The sequence below is a fragment of the Acinetobacter sp. 1424608 genome, from assembly GCF_000588255.1.
Classification (GTDB): domain Bacteria; phylum Pseudomonadota; class Gammaproteobacteria; order Pseudomonadales; family Moraxellaceae; genus Acinetobacter; species Acinetobacter nosocomialis.
On record NZ_JFXL01000005.1, the window covers coordinates 59,474 to 79,038 of the forward strand.

Below are 19,565 nucleotides of genomic sequence, written 5' to 3' on the forward strand. Positions count from 1 at the left end.
TTTCAATTTAAATTTACGTTAGTATAAGAGAGTTTAATTAAACTCTCGACCAATTGAATTAAATACTTTACTGGGTTAGTGATTGAATGGCTATAAAACATATTTTGATTGATTTAGATGGAACCTTAACAGACCCTAAAGTTGGCATCCATACATCAATTCGTTATGCAATGGAGAAGCTTGGTTATCCTTTAGCTGCCGATTTAAATATTGATTGGACAATTGGACCGCCATTAAAAGCATCATTAGCAAAATTATTAGCTACCCAAGATGATGCTCTAGCTGAGCAAGCTTTACTTGCTTACCGTGAGCGTTTTTCAGTGATTGGCTTATTTGAAAATGAAGTATATCCATCTGTTGCAGAAACCCTTAAAGCTTTAAAAGCAGAAGGATATCGTTTGTTCGTTGCTACTGCTAAACCAACGATTTATGCAAAACGAATTTTAGACCATTTTGAATTAAGCCAGTATTTTGTACATATTTATGGCAGTGAATTAACGGGTGAACGCACCAATAAAGCTGAGCTTATCCATTATATTCTTGAATGTGAGCAATTAGATCCAGAAGAGTGTTTAATGGTGGGTGATCGTCAATATGATATTTTAGGCGCTCGCCACAATGGTATTGAGGCGGTAGCTGTGACTTATGGTTATGGAACAGCAGAGGAACTTGCTCAAGCACAGCCAAAAGCGATGATTAATCAATTCTCTGAACTTTTGGACTATGTTGAAGAACTGGCAGCACAAAAGAAAGTTTCTTAAATATAAGTAAGTTTTAATTTATAGGTTTGGCTCTGATCTGATCTAAAGCCAAACCTTTTTTATTTAAATACCGTGTTGTTGACGGTATTGAACAAGTTCTTCAATTGTAATCACTGTTAAGTGATGAGTTTGTGCATAAGCCAAAACTTGAATGCCGGATGCCATAGTGCCATCCGGATTAGTTAATTCACATAACACACCAGCAGGTTTTAAACCCGCTAATCTTGCTAAATCAATTGTTCCCTCAGTATGACCACGTCGAGTAAGCACGCCGCCATTACGTGCACGTAATGGGAAAACGTGACCAGGACGATTTAAGTCACTTGCAACAGCACCATCTTTAATAGCAGTTTTAATCGTTGTTACACGGTCTTTTGCAGAAACACCAGTAGTAACACCTTGAGCAGCTTCAATGGTCACTGTAAATGCAGTGTGAAACTGACTTGAGTTTTGAGAAACCATTGGTGGAAGATCTAAATGATCTGCTAATTCTTCTGTCAGGCATAAACATACAATACCTGAGCCATCACGAATCATACGTGCCATGGTCTCAACAGTTAGGGTTTCGGCTGCAACAATTAAATCTGCTTCATTTTCACGATCAAAGTCATCCATCACCAATACAGGTTTACCTTGACGGATATCTTCTAATGCTTGATGAATACGCTGTTCTGCAGGAGAGAGGGCTGAGAAAAAAAGTTCTGGTTGAATTAAGCTAGACATAATGAAACGCTCTCGTAAAAATACGGTTGAACATTTCAGGACTGATGTAAAAACAGGCTGGCACTGAAATAAAACGGATTTATCCCAGTTCGTCGTCTTCTTTCATCCGGACTATACCGTCGGCTTTGGAGTTTCACCAAATCTGCTCAAATTAAATAATTTAAGCTCGTGGGCTTGTTAATTTATATATGAAAATTAACTTTACCACCGGTGGGGAATTACACCCCGCCCTGAAGCGATGGGTTTTATTATAGCGCGCTTGGCAAAATTGGCTAGATGCTTTTGTAGAATGCTAAGTCTCATTATGAATAAGCATTTTCATAAAACGAAATAGGTTTTTTAACAAGCGCTTACTTGTTGGCTTTAAAAGGGAATGCTATGTTTTTTTATAGAAAATTATAAATAAAACAGGTGTTTCATGCAGATAAGAGACTATTATCCATTTAGGAATACTTTATTTATTCAGCATCTCCATATTTTCAGTTATGTATTTATGGCGCTCAGTATTCTTTATTTAATTGCTGCTAATTGGTTGATGCTTCCTGATAGCATTCAACTCATTATTCCACCTGTTATATTGCTTATCACAGCTTGGGTGAGCATAAACGATACCTTAAGCGAGGGAATACGGCAGACTTTACATGGTACTTGCGGCTTAATGATCGGTTTGAGTTTGGCTGTAATTGGGCAAGTTTATCAAACTGGTGCAGACAGTTATTTACTTTTCTTGATTTGGACTTTGCTTTTATTGCCGTGGCTATATCGACCAAATATTGGAATCTTTGCTTTAATTTGTATTACAAGCCAGCTCGCCCTATTTTTATTTTTTAGACAGACTTTCTGGGCAGAAAAGTTTCCTTATCTTTATCTTTTGGCTCTAAATTTATTAAGTCTTGTACAGTTCTGGCTCTGTCAAAAGAAATATACAGCCTTACGTTTTGTTTTTATTGCTTGGTTTGCTGTTATTTCAATAACAGGGATGATTCAATTCTTATCAAGTGAAAATTTACCCTATCTGATCTCGGCGTTCTTACTAGGAATTATTGCTTTTTATTATTTCTTCAAAAAGAATGATCAGCTATGTGCTAGTTTAATGGCTGCTATTCTTGGCGTGATAGCTACAATATGGCTTGTTGATGGTATTAATCATCTATTTAAAGATTCTAATGAATTCATTTTCTTATTGATTGCGGGCATTATTTTTATTTGGTTTGCACTCATTAGTTATTTCTTAATAAGAATTTTTCGCCAAAGCCGTTTTTATATCATTCCTTTAGCAATTGGTGCTTGGCTTGCTGGCTTAGCACTTGCAGTATTTACTTTAGTGTTTTGGGAAACTATTTCCTTAGTTATTGGAATCATCTTTGTTGCTGTAGCTATAACTTTACTAACAAAATCGCAAAGCTATTTCATTCGGCAATTTGCATATTGTTTATTTGTGAGTGGACAGACTGCTTTTTTATTTCATCTTGGTTCTGAAACAAATCAAATTTTATGGGTATTGATTGCCCAGATTTTTATTCTATGCGTCAGTTATTTTCTTAAGCCTCATTGGTTCTTTGTTTTAATTCAAATGCTCGCAACTTATGGCATAGCATTTATCTACATACTGCAACTAGACCATTCATTATGGTCAGTACATCCTACTCAAACTTATTTCAATTTAACTTTACTTAACTATTTGATTTTTAACTTGATGCTACTGATAGGGAGTAAAGCGGTTATATCGTATGAGCGGAGTATTTTTTTATGTGTGCTTAGTGTCATTTTTGTGAGCTCATTCTTTGACAATTTTATGGGGCTTGCGTTGATTGATTCTGCTGATCAGCCATTATGGTTTATCTATATTTTTCCAAGTCTATGGTTATTGTGCTTTAGCCTTTTCTATTTATATAGGCAGCTTCAAGCTATAACTTTCGTTGCTTTTTTAATTTTTGGGATATTACTTATTGCTCTCGGCTATTTTGATATATTCATTCTATTTGTTATTTTGACTTGGGCTTTAAAAAATCAAGATCGCATTGTTCATGGTGTTACGCTCATAGTATTTACCTTTGTGCTTTGGCAACTTTATTACAGTTTACAATTAAGTTTTTTAGCTAAAAGTGCATCAATCTTGGTGTCAGGAATTATATTGTTGGCTTTATATGGATTGCTTCTGAAGGAAGCTAAAAGCAATTTTATTGAGGGGGAAAAGTAATGAAAAAGTATTTCTCCCTTATGCTTGCAGTAGCCACTGTATTATTTTTTGCAGGTTTGGTTGCGAAAAATGAATGGCACCTGCATCAAAGTAAAAGTATTTTTATTAAGCTTAAGCCGGTTGATCCTCGCTCTATTTTACAGGGGGACTATATGGCGCTGGCATATGAATTAAATTTACAATCTCTCAAAGCGCTTTCGGGAAGTGAAAGTGAGGCTTTAGATCAAGTGATTTTTAATCATGCTTCTGTTCCAGCAAAAGTTATTTTAGATTCACAAAATCGAGTAGTTCGTACCATTTTAGATACTCACAATTCATTTGCTGGGCAGCGTTTAATTTTAAAAAATCCTGAAAATCGTTTACAGGCTTTATATCCAGCTTCTCGAAGCTTCTTATTTGCCGAAGGTCTAGCTCAATGCTATGAGAAAGCAAAGTATGCTGAATTTAAGGTAAATACAAAAGGAGAGGCGATTTTATTTGATTTACGTGGAGAAGAGCTACAGCCTTTAAACTGTAAGCAACAGCACAGTTGGTGGAGGGGGACTGCTAGAAGTTTATAAAGGCGTATAAAAAAGCCCGTATTTACGGGCTTTTTACTTTTAAATCTTTAATTAGGCAACTTGCACAGGAATGCAGTTCGCTGTGTGGTTGACTGTATTGTCTGGGTTTGCATATACCAAACGTGGTTTGTGAGCATTTGCTTCAGCTTCGGTGAAATCACCAAAAGTAGCAATAATTACAAGATCGCCAACATCTGCTTGGTGAGCAGCACCACCATTTACTGAAATAATGCCAGAGTTATCTTCACCACGAATCGCGTAAGTTGTGAAGCGCTTGCCATTAGTTACGTTCCAAACGTGGATTTCTTCGTATTCACGAATACCAGCTAAATCCATTAATACGCCATCAATTGCACAAGAACCTTCATAGTGAAGTTCAGCATGGGTTACAACTGCACGGTGAATTTTGCATTTTAATAAACGAGATAGCATGGCTAGCGTCTCCTGAGTAGACCTAAGAAGATCTTATAGTGAAATCTTTTGCCTTTGCCGTTCTGGCAATGTGGCTGATGCGCATTTTGCTCCTAAAAAAGCAAGATAGCAAGCTTGATTGTTCAACAATTTAAGCTGGTTTATACGCATTAATTTGGTTCATGGCCTGTGATACTTGTCCTTGAACAAGTAACTTCATTTTAGAAAGAGCGTGATCAATTGCTCCATCCATCAGGCTTTGTTCACTACTTGGCGCTTTTCCGAGTACATGCCCAGAAACTCTTTCTTTTGAACCTGGATGTCCAATACCAATTCGTAAACGATGAAAATTTGGACCAATATGTGGGACAATATCACGTAAACCGTTATGACCGCCGTGCCCACCGCCTGTTTTAAGACGAATTACACCAGGGTTCATATCAAGTTCATCATGAGCAATCAAAATTGCTTCAGGAGCAATTTGATAGAACTTTGAGAAAGGAACAACACTTTGTCCGGAACGATTCATATAAGTCGTTGGGAGAAGTAAACGAACATCGTGCCCTTCTATATTACCACGACCACTAATTCCGTGAAATTTTGGATCATTTTTTAATGTAATGCCATATTTATCTGCAAGCTGTTCAACGAACCAAAAACCTGCATTATGGCGGGTTTGGGCATATTCTGAACCAGGATTGCCCAAACCAACAATTAGCGAAATATTTGACACTAATTTACGCCTTTAAACACTTATGCGCGTTTGAAGTCAGCGTGCATAGGAGTGTTTTTAGATGGGTGACGTTGTAACGCTTGGATTTTAACGTTTTCAACTTTATCGCCCACTTTGATTTCTACAACTTCTTCAAAGAAAGCATTGCTTTCTAAAGCTTTTACAAGCTCACGAAGTTCTAAAGTAACACTTACAGGTTCAGCGTTACCACCGTAGATGATAGCTGGAACTAAAGATTCGCGACGAAGGCGGCGGCTCGCACCTTTCCCTTGTTTGTCTTCAGCACGCGCTTGAGCGTTGAATACGAAGTTTGCCATGAGATAAATCCTCATTAAAGATTAAATAAACTAAACTTGCGACCAGTTTAGTGATAGAAAACCCCAGCCAAGGCCAGGGTTAAGAAAAAGCTGCAATATTATAAACTATCGAACATCGCGCTGATAGACTCTTCGTTATTAATACGACGAATCGTTTCAGCAACCATGCTAGCAACAGAAACTTGACGGATTTTGCCCAAGTTCAATGCTTCTTCAGAAAGAGGAATTGTGTCAGTTACGACTAACTCATCAATTACTGAGTTACGTAAGTTCTCAATTGCTTTACCTGAAAGTACAGGGTGAGTTGCATATGCAACAACACGACGTGCACCGAATTGCTTAAGTGCATCAGCTGCTTTACACAATGTACCAGCAGTATCAACCATGTCATCTACAATAACGCAATCACGATCTTTTACATCACCAATCAAATGCATAACTTGCGATTCGTTGGCTTTTTGACGACGTTTGTCGATAATTGCTAAATCGATGTCACCCATCTGTTTGGCAACAGCACGAGCACGTACTACACCACCAACGTCAGGAGAAACCACCATAAGGTTATCATGTTGTTGTTGACGTAAGTCAGCAAGCAAAGCAGGAGTACCGTAGATGTTGTCGACTGGAATATCGAAGAAACCTTGGATTTGGTCAGCATGTAAGTCAATCATTACGACACGATCAATACCAACAGTGGTAAGCATGTCTGCAACAACTTTAGCTGTAATCGGCACACGTGCAGAACGTGGACGACGGTCTTGGCGAGCATAACCAAAATAAGGAATAACAGCGGTAATACGACCAGCACTTGCACGACGCAAAGCATCTGCCATAACCAAGATTTCCATAAGGTTATCATTGGTAGGCGCACAAGTAGGCTGAACGATAAATACGTCTTTACCACGAACATTTTCAGTAATTTCTACTGAAATTTCTCCATCAGAAAAGTGACCGACTGATGCAGCACCTAGAGGGATATGTAAGTGACTTACGACTTTTTGAGCGAACTGTGGATGAGCATTTCCACTAAAAACGACAAGATTGGGCATGAAGCACCCTTGGCGGTTGGTATGTAATGAAATAGATGGCAGGGGCGGCTGGATTCGAACCAACGGATGGCGAGATCAAAACCCGCTGCCTTACCACTTGGCGACGCCCCTAATGCGGCAGAACTTTAATATTTTTGCAATGCAATGTCAAGAATAATCAACAAAAAGCAAGGCAATTAAGTCTGTCTTTAAAATAAGAAGAATGGCAGGGGCGGCTGGATTCGAACCAACGGATGGCGAGATCAAAACCCGCTGCCTTACCACTTGGCGACGCCCCTAAATTCGATGATATATATGATGGCAGGGGCGGCTGGATTCGAACCAACGGATGGCGAGATCAAAACCCGCTGCCTTACCACTTGGCGACGCCCCTAATATAATCATCATTACAGGTGAAATTGGCAGGGGCGGCTGGATTCGAACCAACGGATGGCGAGATCAAAACCCGCTGCCTTACCACTTGGCGACGCCCCTAACTTGCAACTTTAAAATGATGTAAAGGAGATTCTTTTAAACTATGTACCAAGTAAGCTTTACATGGTGCACGTTTAAGAATGTCATCAACATTCATTTCATCGGTTACTTCAGTAAAAACACAAGCACCTGTACCTGTAAGCTTTGCATGACCAAATTGATCAAGATATTGCATTGCTTCTTCAACTTCAGGGTATAACTTTCTAGCCAAAGGCTCAAAGTTATTTCCAAAATTAGAAGGTTCTAACTGATAGGCGCAAAATTTAGTGGTCTTAGTGTCTCTTGTCAATGTTTTTTGTGAAAAAAGCAATTGAGTGCTGATAAAACAATCAGGTTTTAAAATAATGAACTGTTTTTGATCTAAGTCTATGAATGTTAAATGTTCACCAATACCTTCAGCCCATGCATTTTTACCATAAATAAAAATAGGAACATCAGCACCAAGTTTTACACCATAGTCAGCAAGCTCTGTCTGAGTTAGGCCACATTGCCATAACTGATTTAAAACAATGAGCGTTGTGGCGGCATTCGAAGAACCTCCGCCTAGACCTGCACCCATTGGAATATTTTTTTCAATGTTAATGTGTAGGCCACACAATTTTTTTGCATGCGGTTTTAATATTTGAGCAGCCCGATAAATCAGATTCTGCTCAAGTTGAACCTCACCTAAACCTTCAATCTGGATTTCATCTTTCTCAATAGGGGAAAAAGTCATCCAGTCATATAAATCAATGAGTTGAAAAATGGTTTGTAATTCATGGTAACCATTTTCACGACGTCCCGTTATATGTAAAAACAGGTTGAGCTTGGCTGGAGAAGGAACTCGAATCATAGATTTATATAGTTAGACTTAACGGTTTTGGATAACCATTGTAATACGGTTTTCTTTATCTTCAGCAAGCGCCTGCTTTAAAACCAGTTTATTTGGTAAAGTTTGTTCACCATCATAACTAAAATTAACCGTCCAACCATCTTCAATGAGTTGGCTCACACGGTTTGCATTATCTTTGCTAATTTGGGCATTTAAAGTTGCAGGTTTCGCTAAAATCCAGCTGGTTAAATGAGTAATGGGGGCTTGCCAACCAGTTGCACGCTCTAAAAGCTCTTCAGGAGATGCTGCTGTAATAACGCCAGTTTTAGCGCTGTTTAGAGTGACCTCACCCGGTTTTCCTTGAATTTGTGTTTTTCCAACACCTAAAATTCCACTTAACTCGATATCAAAATTATCTTGCTGTTGAACCCATGTGAAAAAAGCACTACCACTTTGTTGGGGAGTACGCACTCCAATTTTACCTTGCAAATTGAAGTGTTTTTCATCTTGTACTTGGTGGGTAACTGCGGGTTTAGGCTGAGTAAAATGCTGACAACCGGTTAAGAATAATACACTTGATCCACAGATCGCTGTGCACAGTTGGGCAAGTTTGCTCATAAATTTAACTCTTTTTTACAGATGTAGGTAAAATTAACGCATCAAGCTGATGCAATTGTGGATCATTCGCGTGCTTTTGTTTCAGTTGTTGTAACACGGTACTAAATTGAGTTAACGATCCTTGCATATACAATGCTTTAGCGTAACGAATGCCAATATTTATGTTATGGCTGAGTTCATATGCTTTGCCTAAAGCTTCCGCTGCTGCTTCATAATCATTTTGTAAAAATGCAATATAGCCTAGCGTATCAAGAATTGAGGCTTGTTCAGGGGCATATTCCAATGCTTGTTCAGCATACTGTCGTGCTTCTTTTAATCTACGGTTTTGTAAAGCCAACGTATACGCATAAGCATTTAGATAAGTCGGGCTATTCGGTTCTAACTGTAATAATTGCTTAAGTGTTTTATCAAGTTTGTCGCGGTCGGTATAAGGGTCTAATAATAAAACTTCTGCATAGATGAGTTCTGGATCATCTGGTAAGTTTTTGATCGCTTCATCTAATAAATTTAATGCAGCTTTTTTATTACCCATCTTCTTTAAAATTTCAGCTTGAGCTTGATAGAGAAAGCTTGCATGCTGCGGATAATTGACTCGCTCTTGAGTTAAAAAACGTAATGCATCATGTAAATTTTCTTGCTTATCATAAATCGCAATAAGATTACGTCTGGAAACAATGTAAAGGCTACCATCTACTAAACGGTAATAGGCTTTAGCAGTCTCATAGTGCTGTTTTCGTTCAGCATTGATTGCTAAGTAGTAATACGCTTCATTTTGATACTTTGCAGAGTTGCGTAAATCAACCAGATATTGTTCTGCTTTGTCATATTGCTTAAGGTCAATACTGGTTAAACCAGCAATAAACAAAGCCTCTTCAGCATGAGGATTGCTTTCAATAATTTTCTCTAATTTTTCAAGAGCAAGCCAGGGTTGATTAATCTGGATGAGATAACGTACTTCGGCTAGGCGAATATCTAGGTTTTTCTTATATTTACGGCTTGATTTTGCATACCATTTTAAAGCACCTTCCTGATCACTGAGTGCGATTAGTAAATTGGCTTTCATTAAGATAAAGCTGGTCACTTTAGGGCGACGGCGTAGTGCGCGATTAATGGTACTTAAGGCTGGTTCTAACTGACCATTTTGTGCTTCTAGGTTGGCAATAAGCGCTAAGATGGATGGGTTGTCTTTCTCTGCACTAGAACGTAAAGCGGTTAATAAAACTTCTCGATCCTGTGCATTTTCAGGTGCAATGCTTGCCAAAATTTGTTCAAGATCGGCAGTTGGATCTATTTTTAAAATTTTATCTAAAGTCTCGGCAGCAAGCTGATATTCGTGTGTTTTTAGCGCAATATGCGATAAATAAAATAGAGCAGGGACATCTTTAGGCTCTTGAACAACCCAATGTGTTGCAATATTTAATGCAGCTTGTAAGTCGTTATATTCAAGTGCAACGTCTAATGCACGCTGTTTAATTGTTGTTGAGTTGCTTTTTATCGCAAGCACTGTGTAATTGTGCAGTGCTGTGGGAATATCGTCATAAGCTAAGGCAAATTCAGCGACCATACTCTGCTGTAAAGCCTGATCAAATGAATGCACGGCATAGGTCTCTTGCACTGGACGTGCATAGACATATGAGGACATGCTACCTAACAATAAGAATGTGGTAGAATACTGTCTTATCGAAGCACCGTTAAAATTAATACGGCTATTCATTTGACGCAATTTTTATTGATCCAAAGTAATGCTTTTTATGACACCGATGTTGCACAATAGCATAAATTTAGCGAAATGATGATCTGATATGTCTTTCTTTGCATTGGGTGTCAACCATCAAACAGCTTCTGTAGAACTCCGCGAGCAAATTGCTTTCAATGCAGAGCGATTAAGTAATTTGCTTGCCGAACAACGTCATCACGAGTCTTTAAAAGACTTAGTGGTTGTCTCAACGTGTAACCGTACAGAAGTCTACGCCATGGCGGAAGATGCCGAAAGCCTTCTGAAATGGTTAGCCGATGCCAATAATATTGATGTAAAGCAGTTAATTCATCATGTTTATCGTTACGAAAATGCTCAAGCCATCACACATTTAATGCGTGTAGCAAGTGGTTTGGATTCACTCATGTTGGGCGAACCGCAAATTTTAGGGCAGGTGAAAAGTGCTCTAGCATTGTCTAAAGAAGCGCAAACAGTTTCTCCAGAATTAAATAGTGTATTTGAGTACGCTTTTTACGCTGCTAAACGTGTGCGCTCTGAAACAGCTGTAGGTAGTCATGCAGTTTCAATGGGTTATGCAGTTGCCCAGCTCGCTTTACAGGTTTTTAGTAAACCTGAAAAGCTAACGGTTATGGTGGTTGCTGCAGGCGAAATGAACAGCCTTGTTGCCAAGCATTTAGCTGAAATGGGTGTTGCCAAGATAATTATTTGTAATCGTAGCCGTGAACGCGCCGATCAATTGGCCCAAGAAATTGCACATCAAGTTGAAGTTGAGATTATTGATTTTTCAGATTTGGCTGAGAATCTATATCGTGCCGATGTTGTTTCAAGTTGTACGGGGAGTTTGCATCAGGTTATTGCTTATGCAGATGTCAAAACTGCATTAAAAAAACGCCGTTATCAGCAAATGTTAATGGTCGATTTAGCTGTACCGCGTGATATCGACCCTAAAGTAGAGTCGCTTGATGGGGTGTATTTATACGGCGTAGATGATTTACAAAGTGTGATTGATGAAAACCTGGCTCAACGTCGTCAAGCGGCTGTTGAAGCTGAGGTGATGGTTAATCAGCTAGCCACCCAGCTGATTACGCATCAAAAAGTCAAAGAGGCGGGTAGTACAATTCATGCTTATCGCCAACATAGTGAAGAAATTAGTCAGCGAGAGCTTACACATGCATTAGAGGCTCTGCATCATGGTGGGAATCCTGAGCAAGTGTTGCAGCAATTTGCCCATCGTTTGACGCAAAAATTAATACATCCGACCTCTATGTTATTGCGTGAAGCTGCAAAAGCAGAGAGCCCGGACTATTTTGAATGGTTACAGCAGCATTTACAGGATGTATTTGATCATGAGCGCAAACCAAAACGTTAAGACAATAATCTTAAGCTAATTTGTTTGGTGAGCTCATTGAGTTGTTGTCTTAGGTTTCTTGACTCAACTAAAGAAATTTTAGATTTTAGCTTTTGACGTAAATATCTTTCTTGTAAGCCTAAGGCATATTCTTTAGCGAGTTTATCTGCTACTTCTGGTGCTTGAGTTAATGCCTGAATATTAGTTCTTTGCATAATATCTGCAATTTCATGGCAATAACTGCTACATGCACCTAACACATAATATGTCGCTAACTCTTGGTCATCAGGCAATTCATCAAATATACGATTTAGAATTGCTAATATTTTAGCCAATAACTCATCTTGTGGAATATAAGCCCGTAATCCTTCAAAATGAATATAAAGAAACGGATGGTGCATCAAAATTGCGACAGCAAAGTCTTCATCTTTTGTCTGAATATTAAAAGATAACGATGCATCGTGACTAATTTGCGGGGTAAAGCGCTTACCTAACCCTAACTTTTCACGGAAAGATTGGGTTAATAGATAACGGAAAGATCCCTGTTTGGGTAATAACTCGGTGAGTTCTCTTAGTTCGCCCATGACAAGACTTTTGCCCTCAGGCGTACTAATGTCATGTTGGCCAGTAAGATGTGCAAAAACAAAGTCAGAGAGCAGGGGCGCTTGCTGTAAAAGTCTTTGGAAGTTTTCGAGGCCTTCACGTCGAATTAATGAGTCTGGATCGTGATCATTTGGCAATACAAAGAACTTAAGCTCACGTCCATCATTTAGAAGTGGTAACGCAATTTCTAAAGTTCGACGTGCTGCTTTTTGACCTGCTATATCGCCGTCAAAGGCGATTGTAATTCGATTATTTTGTTTAAATAAAATATTAAGGTGTTCTGTATTACTTGCCGTTCCTAAAGTCGCGACAGCGCCTGTAATACCATATTGCTGTAAAGCAATAACATCCATATATCCTTCAACCATTAACCAGTCGTTAGACTTTAATTTTCTACCTTCATATAAACCATAAAGTAATTGGTTTTTATGGAAAACTTCTGAGTCTGGCGAGTTGATGTATTTAGGTTTAATTTCGTCATTGAGTGCACGACCACCAAAACCAACTACACGACCCTTCGGGTCTCGAATTGGAAAAATGACACGATCACGTAAAAGATCAAAGTCACGACCACTGTCGCTTGAACGGATGAGGCCAAGTTGCTTTAAGCCCTCAATATCATAAGGAAAAGCTTTTTCTAGATGCTGCCAGTCTTCTGGTGCATAACCTAAACGCCAGAACTGAATAGTCTGGTCACTTAAACCACGTTGCTTAAAGTAATTTTTAGCTTTTTGACTAGTCGGTAATTGATGCTCATAAAACTGGGCAATATTTTCTAGAAGGTCGTATAAATTACCTTCTTGTACAGGTTCCTCAAAATTAAATGGTTGTTCGAACTGGGCAAAAGGATCATCAAAATACACTGGTTCAAGTGTATTGTACTGATCATCTATAGGTGCTTGAGTACTGGGTTCAACAACTGTTTTTGCTGGAACTGGTGGTTTGGTAACCTGGCGTGTATAAGACAGTTTTTTATTATCGGTATTATCTTTGGGTAATTCGACACCTGCATTGCTCGATAACTCTTTCATTACATCGATAAAGTTTCGGTTATCAATATCCATTAGGAAACGGATGGCATTGCCGTTTGCTTGGCAACCGAAGCAATGATAGTACTGTTTATCGCGATAAACATGGAAAGAAGGGGTTTTCTCTTGATGAAAAGGGCAACAACCAGAATATGTTCGTCCGGTCTTTTTCAATTTCACACGTTGACCAATCAGATCGACAATATCTGTCCGATCTAGAATCTGATCAATCGTATGCTGTGGAATTGCCATAATTCAGATAACCGTGTTTAAACTAATGATGCGATAGGTCAGATTATTCTGACATGATGAAACGAGATATGCCCGATAAATATTTTACTATTTTATAAAAACAAACAGGCAAGTCATATCACTTGCCTGTTTGTTGGTTATTTTTAAGCTGTTATGACTTATTGAGCAGCGTCGTCCGGTTCAGTTGAAGATGCTGCAGGTGCAGTGGTTGCACCTTCTGCTGCTTTTTCAGGCTTATCAAGTAAACCGAAGCTTAAACGGTTAGTCCAGCTACCTTCAGTTTTTGGAGTCTCAACCGGTGCTTTTGTTGTTTCTTGAGCTTCTTCTTTGCCAGAATTACCTATTAAACCAAAGCTTACACGGTTCAGTAGACTACGTTTAGGTTCTGTTTCAGTAGTCGTAGTATCAGGTGTTGTAGACTTAGATTCACGGCCAAGAATACCCAAGGTAGCACGGTTAATCCAGTTGCCTTCTTTACGGGCAGCACGCATGTTTACTGTGCCATTTTTATTAACAAGGCTAGGATAATTAAGCTTTAAAACTTCAATGTATTGTTGTGAAGTTGCTTTGTCACCCAACTGGTCATAGCTATATGCCAAAGTTGCTAATGCTTCTGGTATTTGAGGTGTTTGTGGATAGTGTTCAATAACCCATTGTGAACGCTCAGCTGCTGCAACCCATGCTTTACGTTTAACGTTAAAGCGTGCAGCATTCATTTCGCTTTCAGCAAGCTCTTGACCAATAAATTTCATACGCTGTGCTGCATCGACAGAATATTGGCTGCTTGGGAAGCGGCGAATCAGATCAACAAAGTTTTGATAAGCAACTTTTAAATAACTGATGTCACGGTGTGATTGTTGCAAAGATGTGTAGCGCAATAAACTGTCATAGTTCAGCTCCATGTTAGATACGCCACGTACATAGTAGGCATAATCTACATTTGGATGCTGAGGATTTAAACGAATAAAGCGTTCAGCTAGAGCAATCGCCCCTTCATAATCTTTTTGTTTAAATTTTGAATAGAGAAGTTCGAGTTGTGCTTGTTGCGCGTATTGTCCAGTTGGATAATAGGTGTCAATCGCTTCTAAAGATTTAGTAGCTTCAAGATATTGACCACGATCAAGAGATTTTTGGGCCTTTTCAAAATATGCTTGTTCACTAGATTGCGGGCCAGTATCGACCACTTCTTTTTTACTTGGATTGCTGCTACAGCCCACAAATGCAGACGCTACACCTAGAGATAAGGCAAGCATCGTAATTTTATAACGTGGTAGCGACATAAAAACTCCTCTGTTATGTTGGGCAATGAGCTACAATTGCGCTATTAAACCACTTTTATCTCAATGATCAAATGACTTCAGCACAATCTTCAAACACAAACTTCTCTGAAACCGACTTCAATTTACTTGAAGATTCTGAGGATGCAGATAACCATACTTCTGATACAACTGCAACACGTTTATCGTTGCAAGTTCAGTTAGATGAAAGCTACTTAGGGCAACGTATCGACCAAGTTGCAGCCATGGTGTGGAGTGAGTTTTCGCGTGAAAAGCTCAAGCAATGGTTGAAGGATGGCCATCTGTTGGTGAATGGTAACATTGTTAAACCTAAGCATCGTTGTGAAGGGACAGAGCTACTTACGCTCGAAGTTGAGCTTGAAGCTCAGACGACGAGTCAACCTGAAAACATTCCACTTAATATTGTTTATGAAGATGATGATATTTTAGTCATTAATAAACCAGTAGGGATGGTTGTACATCCAGGAGCAGGTAATACCTCTGGAACTTTAGTGAATGCCTTGCTTTATCATTTTCCAAAATTGGCAGAACTTTCTCGTGCTGGTTTAGTACATCGTATTGATAAAGACACCAGTGGACTATTAGTTGTTGCTAAAACACTAGAAGCGCAATTTTCTTTAAGTAAACAATTGGCAAATAAGTCGGTTTATCGTGTATATGACTTAGTTGTTTATGGAAATATTATTGCTGGTGGTACGATTGATGAGCCAATTAAACGTCACCCAGTTGACCGTGTGAAAATGGCGATTTTACCGGGTGGGCGTGATGCAGTGACGCATTACAACGTAAAAGAGCGTTTTAAAGATTTTACTCGTGTGCAAGCTCGTCTTGAAACAGGCCGAACTCATCAGATTCGTGTGCATTTTAGTTATATTGGTTACGGTTTGATTGGTGATCAGGTTTATATGAACCGTGTACGTGTACCTGCTGGTGCATCTGAATTACTCATTGAAACTTTACGTGGTTTCAAACGTCAAGCATTGCATGCAGCTAAGTTGGGTTTAAAACATCCGCGTACTGGTGAAGAAATGTTATTTGAAGCACCTTGGCCTGAAGATTTTACTCAGTTGGTTAATGTGCTACGTTCAGAAAACGCTGCATATTAAGGACATGCATATGGAATTTGTTCAAGGTTTACCGCAAGGCGTATTTGTAGGGCAGACACGTGTTCAACATCCTTTGGCTTTGCCAACGGACCAAACCGAATTAACTGGGTTTAATCTTGCTTTACACGTTAAAGACGAAGCTGCACGCGTTCAGCAGCATCGAATGATGCTTTTAGACGAATTTGCTCAGTTTGGTGTTAAGAAAATGACATGGATGACCCAAACGCATAGTACGATTTGTCATACGGTAAATGAACAAATTCCCTTTACAGCATTAATTGGCGATGGATTGGTTACTCAAACCAAAGGTCATGCGTTAATGATGATGACAGCCGATTGTTTGCCTGTAGTACTTGGTAACGCAGAGGGCACTGAAGTTGCCAACTTACATGCAGGGTGGCGAGGATTGGCGGGCGGGATTATTGAAAATACAGTTGCTGCAATGCAAAGCCCTCCAACTTGGGCGTGGTTAGGAGCTGCGATTAGTCAACCTTGTTTTGAAATTGGAGCCGAAGTAAAAACTGCTTTTTGTAGTAAATATCCTGAATTGGAAACTGCATTTATTGATGGAGCAGCTCCAGATAAATTTCATGCAGATTTATACGCGATTGCTCGTTTTATTTTGCAAAGCCTTGGTGTTAAGCAAGTTTTAGGCGGCGATCAATGTTCATATCAACAGCAAGAAGAGTATTTCTCTTACCGCCGTGATGCTAAAACTGGCCGTATGGCAACTTTTGTTTTTATGTAATTTATAAAAATCGTATTTAATTTTAGAAGTACGATTGTTGTGATATTACTCCCTTATGTTATTTAAATTTAAAAATAATATAAGGGAGTTTTTTTATTTTTTGTATTTTCAGTATTTACTTAAATAAACTGCTTAAAAGCTAATTTTTGATATTCTTAGATCACGGTTTAGCAACTTTTAATAAAATGATAAAATACAAAAAATCGCTAAAATATTAAGCTTATGTCTTTGCCTGAAAAACATCTCTCTATCGTCTATCATAGTCCATATGGTCATACCGCAAAGGTAGCATCTGCTATTGCTGCTGGTGCACAAGTGATGGGTGTTAAAGTACATGTGATGAATATTGAGCACATTGACTGGGATGTTTTAGATGCCTCACAGGGTATTATTTTTGGTTCTCCAACATATATGGGGAGTGTAACTGCCGACTTTAAAAAGTTTATGGATAGTACCTCCAAACGCTGGAAAAATCGTTTATGGCAAGGCAAATTAGCAGCGGGTTTTGCAAACTCAGGTGGCCTGAGTGGTGATAAGCTAGCGGTTTTGCAACAACTTAATATTTTTGCGATGCAGCATGGCATGCTCTGGTCTGGTTTGCCTTTAATGACAACAGGTCATACCGAAACTGATTTAAACCGTTTATCGAGCTGTTTAGGTTTAATGACTCAATCAGATAATGCACCAGTTGAAATTACACCGCCACAAGGTGATTTAGATACTGCTAAATGGTTTGGTGAATATATTGCTGGATTGCTTCACCGATTGGGTTGAAATAAGTTTTTGATTAAAAATAAATAAATTTTATATTTTATTTTAATTACAAAAAAGTTGTGTCTTTTTTGTTCTTTTTTGATTATTTTTTTACCAAATGGTCTATTTGGACAATGATGTCTAAATACTAATAAATAAAAAAACGGAATAATCATGAAAAACTTGTTAACAGTTCTTTGTATAACATGGAGTACTTTGAGCTATGCTAATTTAGAATCTGCGAATCTTATTCCATTAAATGATACAGAACTTTCTAAAGTCGAAGCGCAGGCTTTATTTTCATTTACCTATACCGATCCAAAACAAACAGATGCTTCTATGGCCCAACAAAATATTGGTTTTTATAAATTAGGTTTAGAAGCTAATCTTGAATTAAACGCCAATATTAATAAGTTGCAGTTGGGTTGCGGTGGGGTAAATGGTTTAGCTGGATGTGATATTGATATTGATAATTTAAGTTTAAGTGGTTTAAGTGATACGAATGATGGCCGAGCTTCTTCTTCTGCTGTTTTCAGTAATCCATTTATTGAATTTGCGATTAAAAATCCAGACAGTGCAGCATTAAGAGAAATTAAAGGTTTTCGTTTAAGTGCAGAAAAAGTGATGGGATTATTGACCCTTGGGCTTGAAAACTCGGAAACACCAAATGGAATTAATAGTTTAAGTGGTTATTTAAAAATTAAAGATACAACTGGCTTAGCATATACTGCAGCTAGAAATATGTCTTATCAAGATACAGGTAAGACAATAGATGGTACTGTTAATGCATGTCTTTTAGTATGCTTGCCTCTAGGATTTAACTCATCTGATTATAATTTACAATTACAACAGACTACTGCGCTTATAGTAATCAATGGACAAGTCATATCTGGTTCAAGAATGAATAATGTCATGCTCAATGGTATTGCAAATATTGATCAACTTAACTTTTCTGGAGATTTGAAAGCATCGATCAATGCGGCATTAGGGCTACTAAATTTACAAAAAAATGTAACGGGTAGTATTACAGGGTTAAGAGCAGCTCTTACGGTTGATCAAAATTTAGGATTTATTCATAAAATTGAGTTAAATAATCCATTCTCTCTTTCTTTACAAGCACAAAAAATATTCTGGCCAGGTGCAGATGCTGCAGCTGAGAGGGGAGGTGGATGGCTTTTGATGATGAAATTGATATTGGAAACGTTACGCCAAGTAAACAAATTGAAATTACCAATGATGTTTTAAAGCAGGTAGTTGACCCAATTAGTAATTATTTAACAGCAAATCCAGTAAGGTGTAATGTACTTAACTGTTTATTTGGCGAAGATTTAGCAGTGGGAGAAGTGAAATTACCCAATACTATCGTAAATTTTCCATTAAAAGACTTACAACTTAAAAACCAGGCTTTTGCACCAAACTGTCATGGTAGTTTGAAATTCTGCTAAATTTAAGATGAAATAAAAAAACCTTTAAAGCTCGCTTTAAAGGTTTTTTTATTATTTATGAAATATACGAGCTTTATCACGTTGCCAGTCACGTTCTTTTTCAGTTGCACGTTTATCGTGGAGTTGTTTACCTTTCACGAGTGCAATTTCAAGCTTGACTAGATGACCTTTCCAGTAACACGCTAATGGAACGCACGAATAACCTTTTTGGTTCACTGCACCCATAAGCTTTTCAAGTTCACGACGAGATAATAATAATTTACGTGTACGTGTAGCTTCCGGCACGATATGTGTAGATGCAGAAAGGAGCGGTTGAATTTGTGCACCAAATAAAAATGCTTCACCGTTTTTAAAAATGACATAACTTTCTGTCAAACTCATACGACCAGCACGTAAAGACTTTACTTCCCAGCCGAGTAAAGACATGCCAGCTTCAAATTTTTCTTCGATAAAATAATCATGACGGGCACGTTTATTTTGTGCGATGGTTCCGCCATTATGTTTCTTTACTACTGTTGCTTTCGCCATAATTCAAACTTCCACAATTGCCCCTATTGTGCCGTAAACTGATGCCAAGGTGAAGTTTTTTCCCACATATCAATATTTCGCC

General features: G+C 38.4%; 18 protein-coding genes, 4 tRNA genes, 1 pseudogene and 1 riboswitch. Of the genes and pseudogenes, 8 read left to right on the forward strand and 15 right to left on the reverse strand.

The window, feature by feature from the left end; all coding sequences use genetic code 11:
• Nucleotides 1-86: 86 nt before the first annotated feature.
• A complete protein-coding gene (locus tag J678_RS11035; RefSeq protein ID WP_017394205.1) occupies nucleotides 87-761 on the forward strand; it encodes an HAD-IA family hydrolase in 675 nt (224 codons plus the stop codon).
• Nucleotides 762-824: 63 nt separating this feature from the next.
• Here J678_RS11035 and ribB read toward each other — a convergent pair whose 3' ends face one another.
• Nucleotides 825-1,484 (reverse strand): 3,4-dihydroxy-2-butanone-4-phosphate synthase, encoded by a 660-nt coding sequence (gene ribB / locus J678_RS11040; RefSeq protein WP_017394206.1) that lies wholly within the window; start codon nucleotides 1,482-1,484, stop codon nucleotides 825-827.
• Nucleotides 1,485-1,574: 90 nt separating this feature from the next.
• Nucleotides 1,575-1,725: riboswitch (FMN riboswitch) on the reverse strand.
• 177 nt (nucleotides 1,726-1,902) lie between these two features.
• On the opposite strand from ribB, the gene J678_RS11045 reads away from it, so the two are divergent.
• Nucleotides 1,903-3,684 (forward strand): DUF2157 domain-containing protein, encoded by a 1,782-nt coding sequence (locus tag J678_RS11045; RefSeq protein ID WP_017394207.1) that lies wholly within the window; start codon nucleotides 1,903-1,905, stop codon nucleotides 3,682-3,684.
• Nucleotides 3,684-4,244 carry a GDYXXLXY domain-containing protein gene (locus J678_RS11050; protein WP_017394208.1) on the forward strand — a complete coding sequence of 187 codons (561 nt, stop codon included), beginning with the start codon at nucleotides 3,684-3,686 and terminating at the stop codon, nucleotides 4,242-4,244. Before J678_RS11045 ends, J678_RS11050 begins: the two co-directional genes overlap by 1 nt.
• Nucleotides 4,245-4,295: 51 nt before the next feature.
• On the opposite strand, the gene panD is transcribed toward J678_RS11050, so the two are convergent.
• The 11 genes from panD to J678_RS11100 all read right to left on the reverse strand — a co-directional run bounded on the left by panD (nucleotide 4,296) and on the right by J678_RS11100 (nucleotide 10,371).
• A complete protein-coding gene (gene panD / locus J678_RS11055; protein ID WP_000952664.1) occupies nucleotides 4,296-4,676 on the reverse strand; it encodes an aspartate 1-decarboxylase in 381 nt (126 codons plus the stop codon).
• Between the two features lie 130 nt (nucleotides 4,677-4,806).
• Nucleotides 4,807-5,388: an aminoacyl-tRNA hydrolase gene (pth, locus tag J678_RS11060; RefSeq protein ID WP_004888501.1), complete on the reverse strand. Its 582-nt coding sequence runs from the start codon at nucleotides 5,386-5,388 to the stop codon at nucleotides 4,807-4,809.
• Between the two features lie 20 nt (nucleotides 5,389-5,408).
• Complete coding sequence (gene rplY / locus J678_RS11065; RefSeq protein ID WP_002050375.1) at nucleotides 5,409-5,705, reverse strand: 50S ribosomal protein L25; 297 nt, start codon at nucleotides 5,703-5,705, stop codon at nucleotides 5,409-5,411.
• A gap of 98 nt (nucleotides 5,706-5,803) precedes the next feature.
• Nucleotides 5,804-6,754, reverse strand: a complete 951-nt coding sequence (locus J678_RS11070) for a ribose-phosphate pyrophosphokinase (RefSeq protein WP_002050293.1) — start codon at nucleotides 6,752-6,754, stop codon at nucleotides 5,804-5,806.
• A gap of 36 nt (nucleotides 6,755-6,790) precedes the next feature.
• A tRNA-Gln gene (locus J678_RS11075) sits at nucleotides 6,791-6,865 on the reverse strand.
• Nucleotides 6,866-6,957: 92 nt separating this feature from the next.
• Nucleotides 6,958-7,032 (reverse strand) — tRNA-Gln (locus J678_RS11080).
• Nucleotides 7,033-7,052: 20 nt separating this feature from the next.
• A tRNA-Gln gene (locus tag J678_RS11085) sits at nucleotides 7,053-7,127 on the reverse strand.
• A gap of 26 nt (nucleotides 7,128-7,153) precedes the next feature.
• Nucleotides 7,154-7,228, reverse strand: a tRNA-Gln gene (locus J678_RS0104115).
• Nucleotides 7,227-8,060, reverse strand: a complete 834-nt coding sequence (gene ispE / locus J678_RS11090; RefSeq protein ID WP_025466192.1) for a 4-(cytidine 5'-diphospho)-2-C-methyl-D-erythritol kinase — start codon at nucleotides 8,058-8,060, stop codon at nucleotides 7,227-7,229. The genes J678_RS0104115 and ispE overlap by 2 nt, the downstream gene beginning before the upstream one ends.
• Before the next feature lie 18 nt (nucleotides 8,061-8,078).
• Complete coding sequence (gene lolB / locus J678_RS11095) at nucleotides 8,079-8,657, reverse strand: lipoprotein insertase outer membrane protein LolB (protein WP_002050400.1); 579 nt, start codon at nucleotides 8,655-8,657, stop codon at nucleotides 8,079-8,081.
• 4 nt (nucleotides 8,658-8,661) lie between these two features.
• Nucleotides 8,662-10,371 (reverse strand): tetratricopeptide repeat protein, encoded by a 1,710-nt coding sequence (locus J678_RS11100; protein ID WP_017394209.1) that lies wholly within the window; start codon nucleotides 10,369-10,371, stop codon nucleotides 8,662-8,664.
• Between the two features lie 88 nt (nucleotides 10,372-10,459).
• Between J678_RS11100 and hemA the strand changes: the two genes are divergently transcribed.
• On the forward strand, nucleotides 10,460-11,743 hold the full coding sequence (gene hemA, locus J678_RS11105) for a glutamyl-tRNA reductase (RefSeq protein WP_002123737.1): 1,284 nt from the start codon (nucleotides 10,460-10,462) through the stop codon (nucleotides 11,741-11,743).
• On the opposite strand, the gene J678_RS11110 is transcribed toward hemA, so the two are convergent.
• Both J678_RS11110 and J678_RS11115 read right to left on the reverse strand, forming a co-directional pair.
• Nucleotides 11,740-13,605: a DNA primase gene (locus tag J678_RS11110; protein ID WP_004888490.1), complete on the reverse strand. Its 1,866-nt coding sequence runs from the start codon at nucleotides 13,603-13,605 to the stop codon at nucleotides 11,740-11,742. The two genes, hemA and J678_RS11110, sit on opposite strands and share 4 nt — an antisense overlap.
• Before the next feature lie 158 nt (nucleotides 13,606-13,763).
• Nucleotides 13,764-14,885, reverse strand: coding sequence for an outer membrane protein assembly factor BamD (locus J678_RS11115; protein WP_017394210.1), 1,122 nt, complete (start codon nucleotides 14,883-14,885; stop codon nucleotides 13,764-13,766).
• A gap of 71 nt (nucleotides 14,886-14,956) precedes the next feature.
• On the opposite strand from J678_RS11115, the gene rluD reads away from it, so the two are divergent.
• The 4 genes and pseudogenes from rluD to J678_RS0104120 all read left to right on the forward strand — a co-directional run bounded on the left by rluD (nucleotide 14,957) and on the right by J678_RS0104120 (nucleotide 18,955).
• Complete coding sequence (gene rluD / locus J678_RS11120) at nucleotides 14,957-16,009, forward strand: 23S rRNA pseudouridine(1911/1915/1917) synthase RluD (RefSeq protein WP_002050385.1); 1,053 nt, start codon at nucleotides 14,957-14,959, stop codon at nucleotides 16,007-16,009.
• A 10-nt stretch (nucleotides 16,010-16,019) separates the two neighbouring features.
• Nucleotides 16,020-16,757 (forward strand): peptidoglycan editing factor PgeF, encoded by a 738-nt coding sequence (pgeF, locus tag J678_RS11125; RefSeq protein WP_017394211.1) that lies wholly within the window; start codon nucleotides 16,020-16,022, stop codon nucleotides 16,755-16,757.
• Between the two features lie 222 nt (nucleotides 16,758-16,979).
• A complete protein-coding gene (locus J678_RS11130) occupies nucleotides 16,980-17,531 on the forward strand; it encodes a flavodoxin family protein (protein WP_016805313.1) in 552 nt (183 codons plus the stop codon).
• Between the two features lie 153 nt (nucleotides 17,532-17,684).
• Nucleotides 17,685-18,955: pseudogene (locus J678_RS0104120) on the forward strand (hypothetical protein).
• A gap of 51 nt (nucleotides 18,956-19,006) precedes the next feature.
• Here the strand turns inward: J678_RS0104120 and smpB are convergent.
• Nucleotides 19,007-19,483, reverse strand: coding sequence for an SsrA-binding protein SmpB (gene smpB, locus J678_RS11135; protein WP_001029798.1), 477 nt, complete (start codon nucleotides 19,481-19,483; stop codon nucleotides 19,007-19,009).
• Between the last annotated feature and the right edge of the window lie 82 nt (nucleotides 19,484-19,565).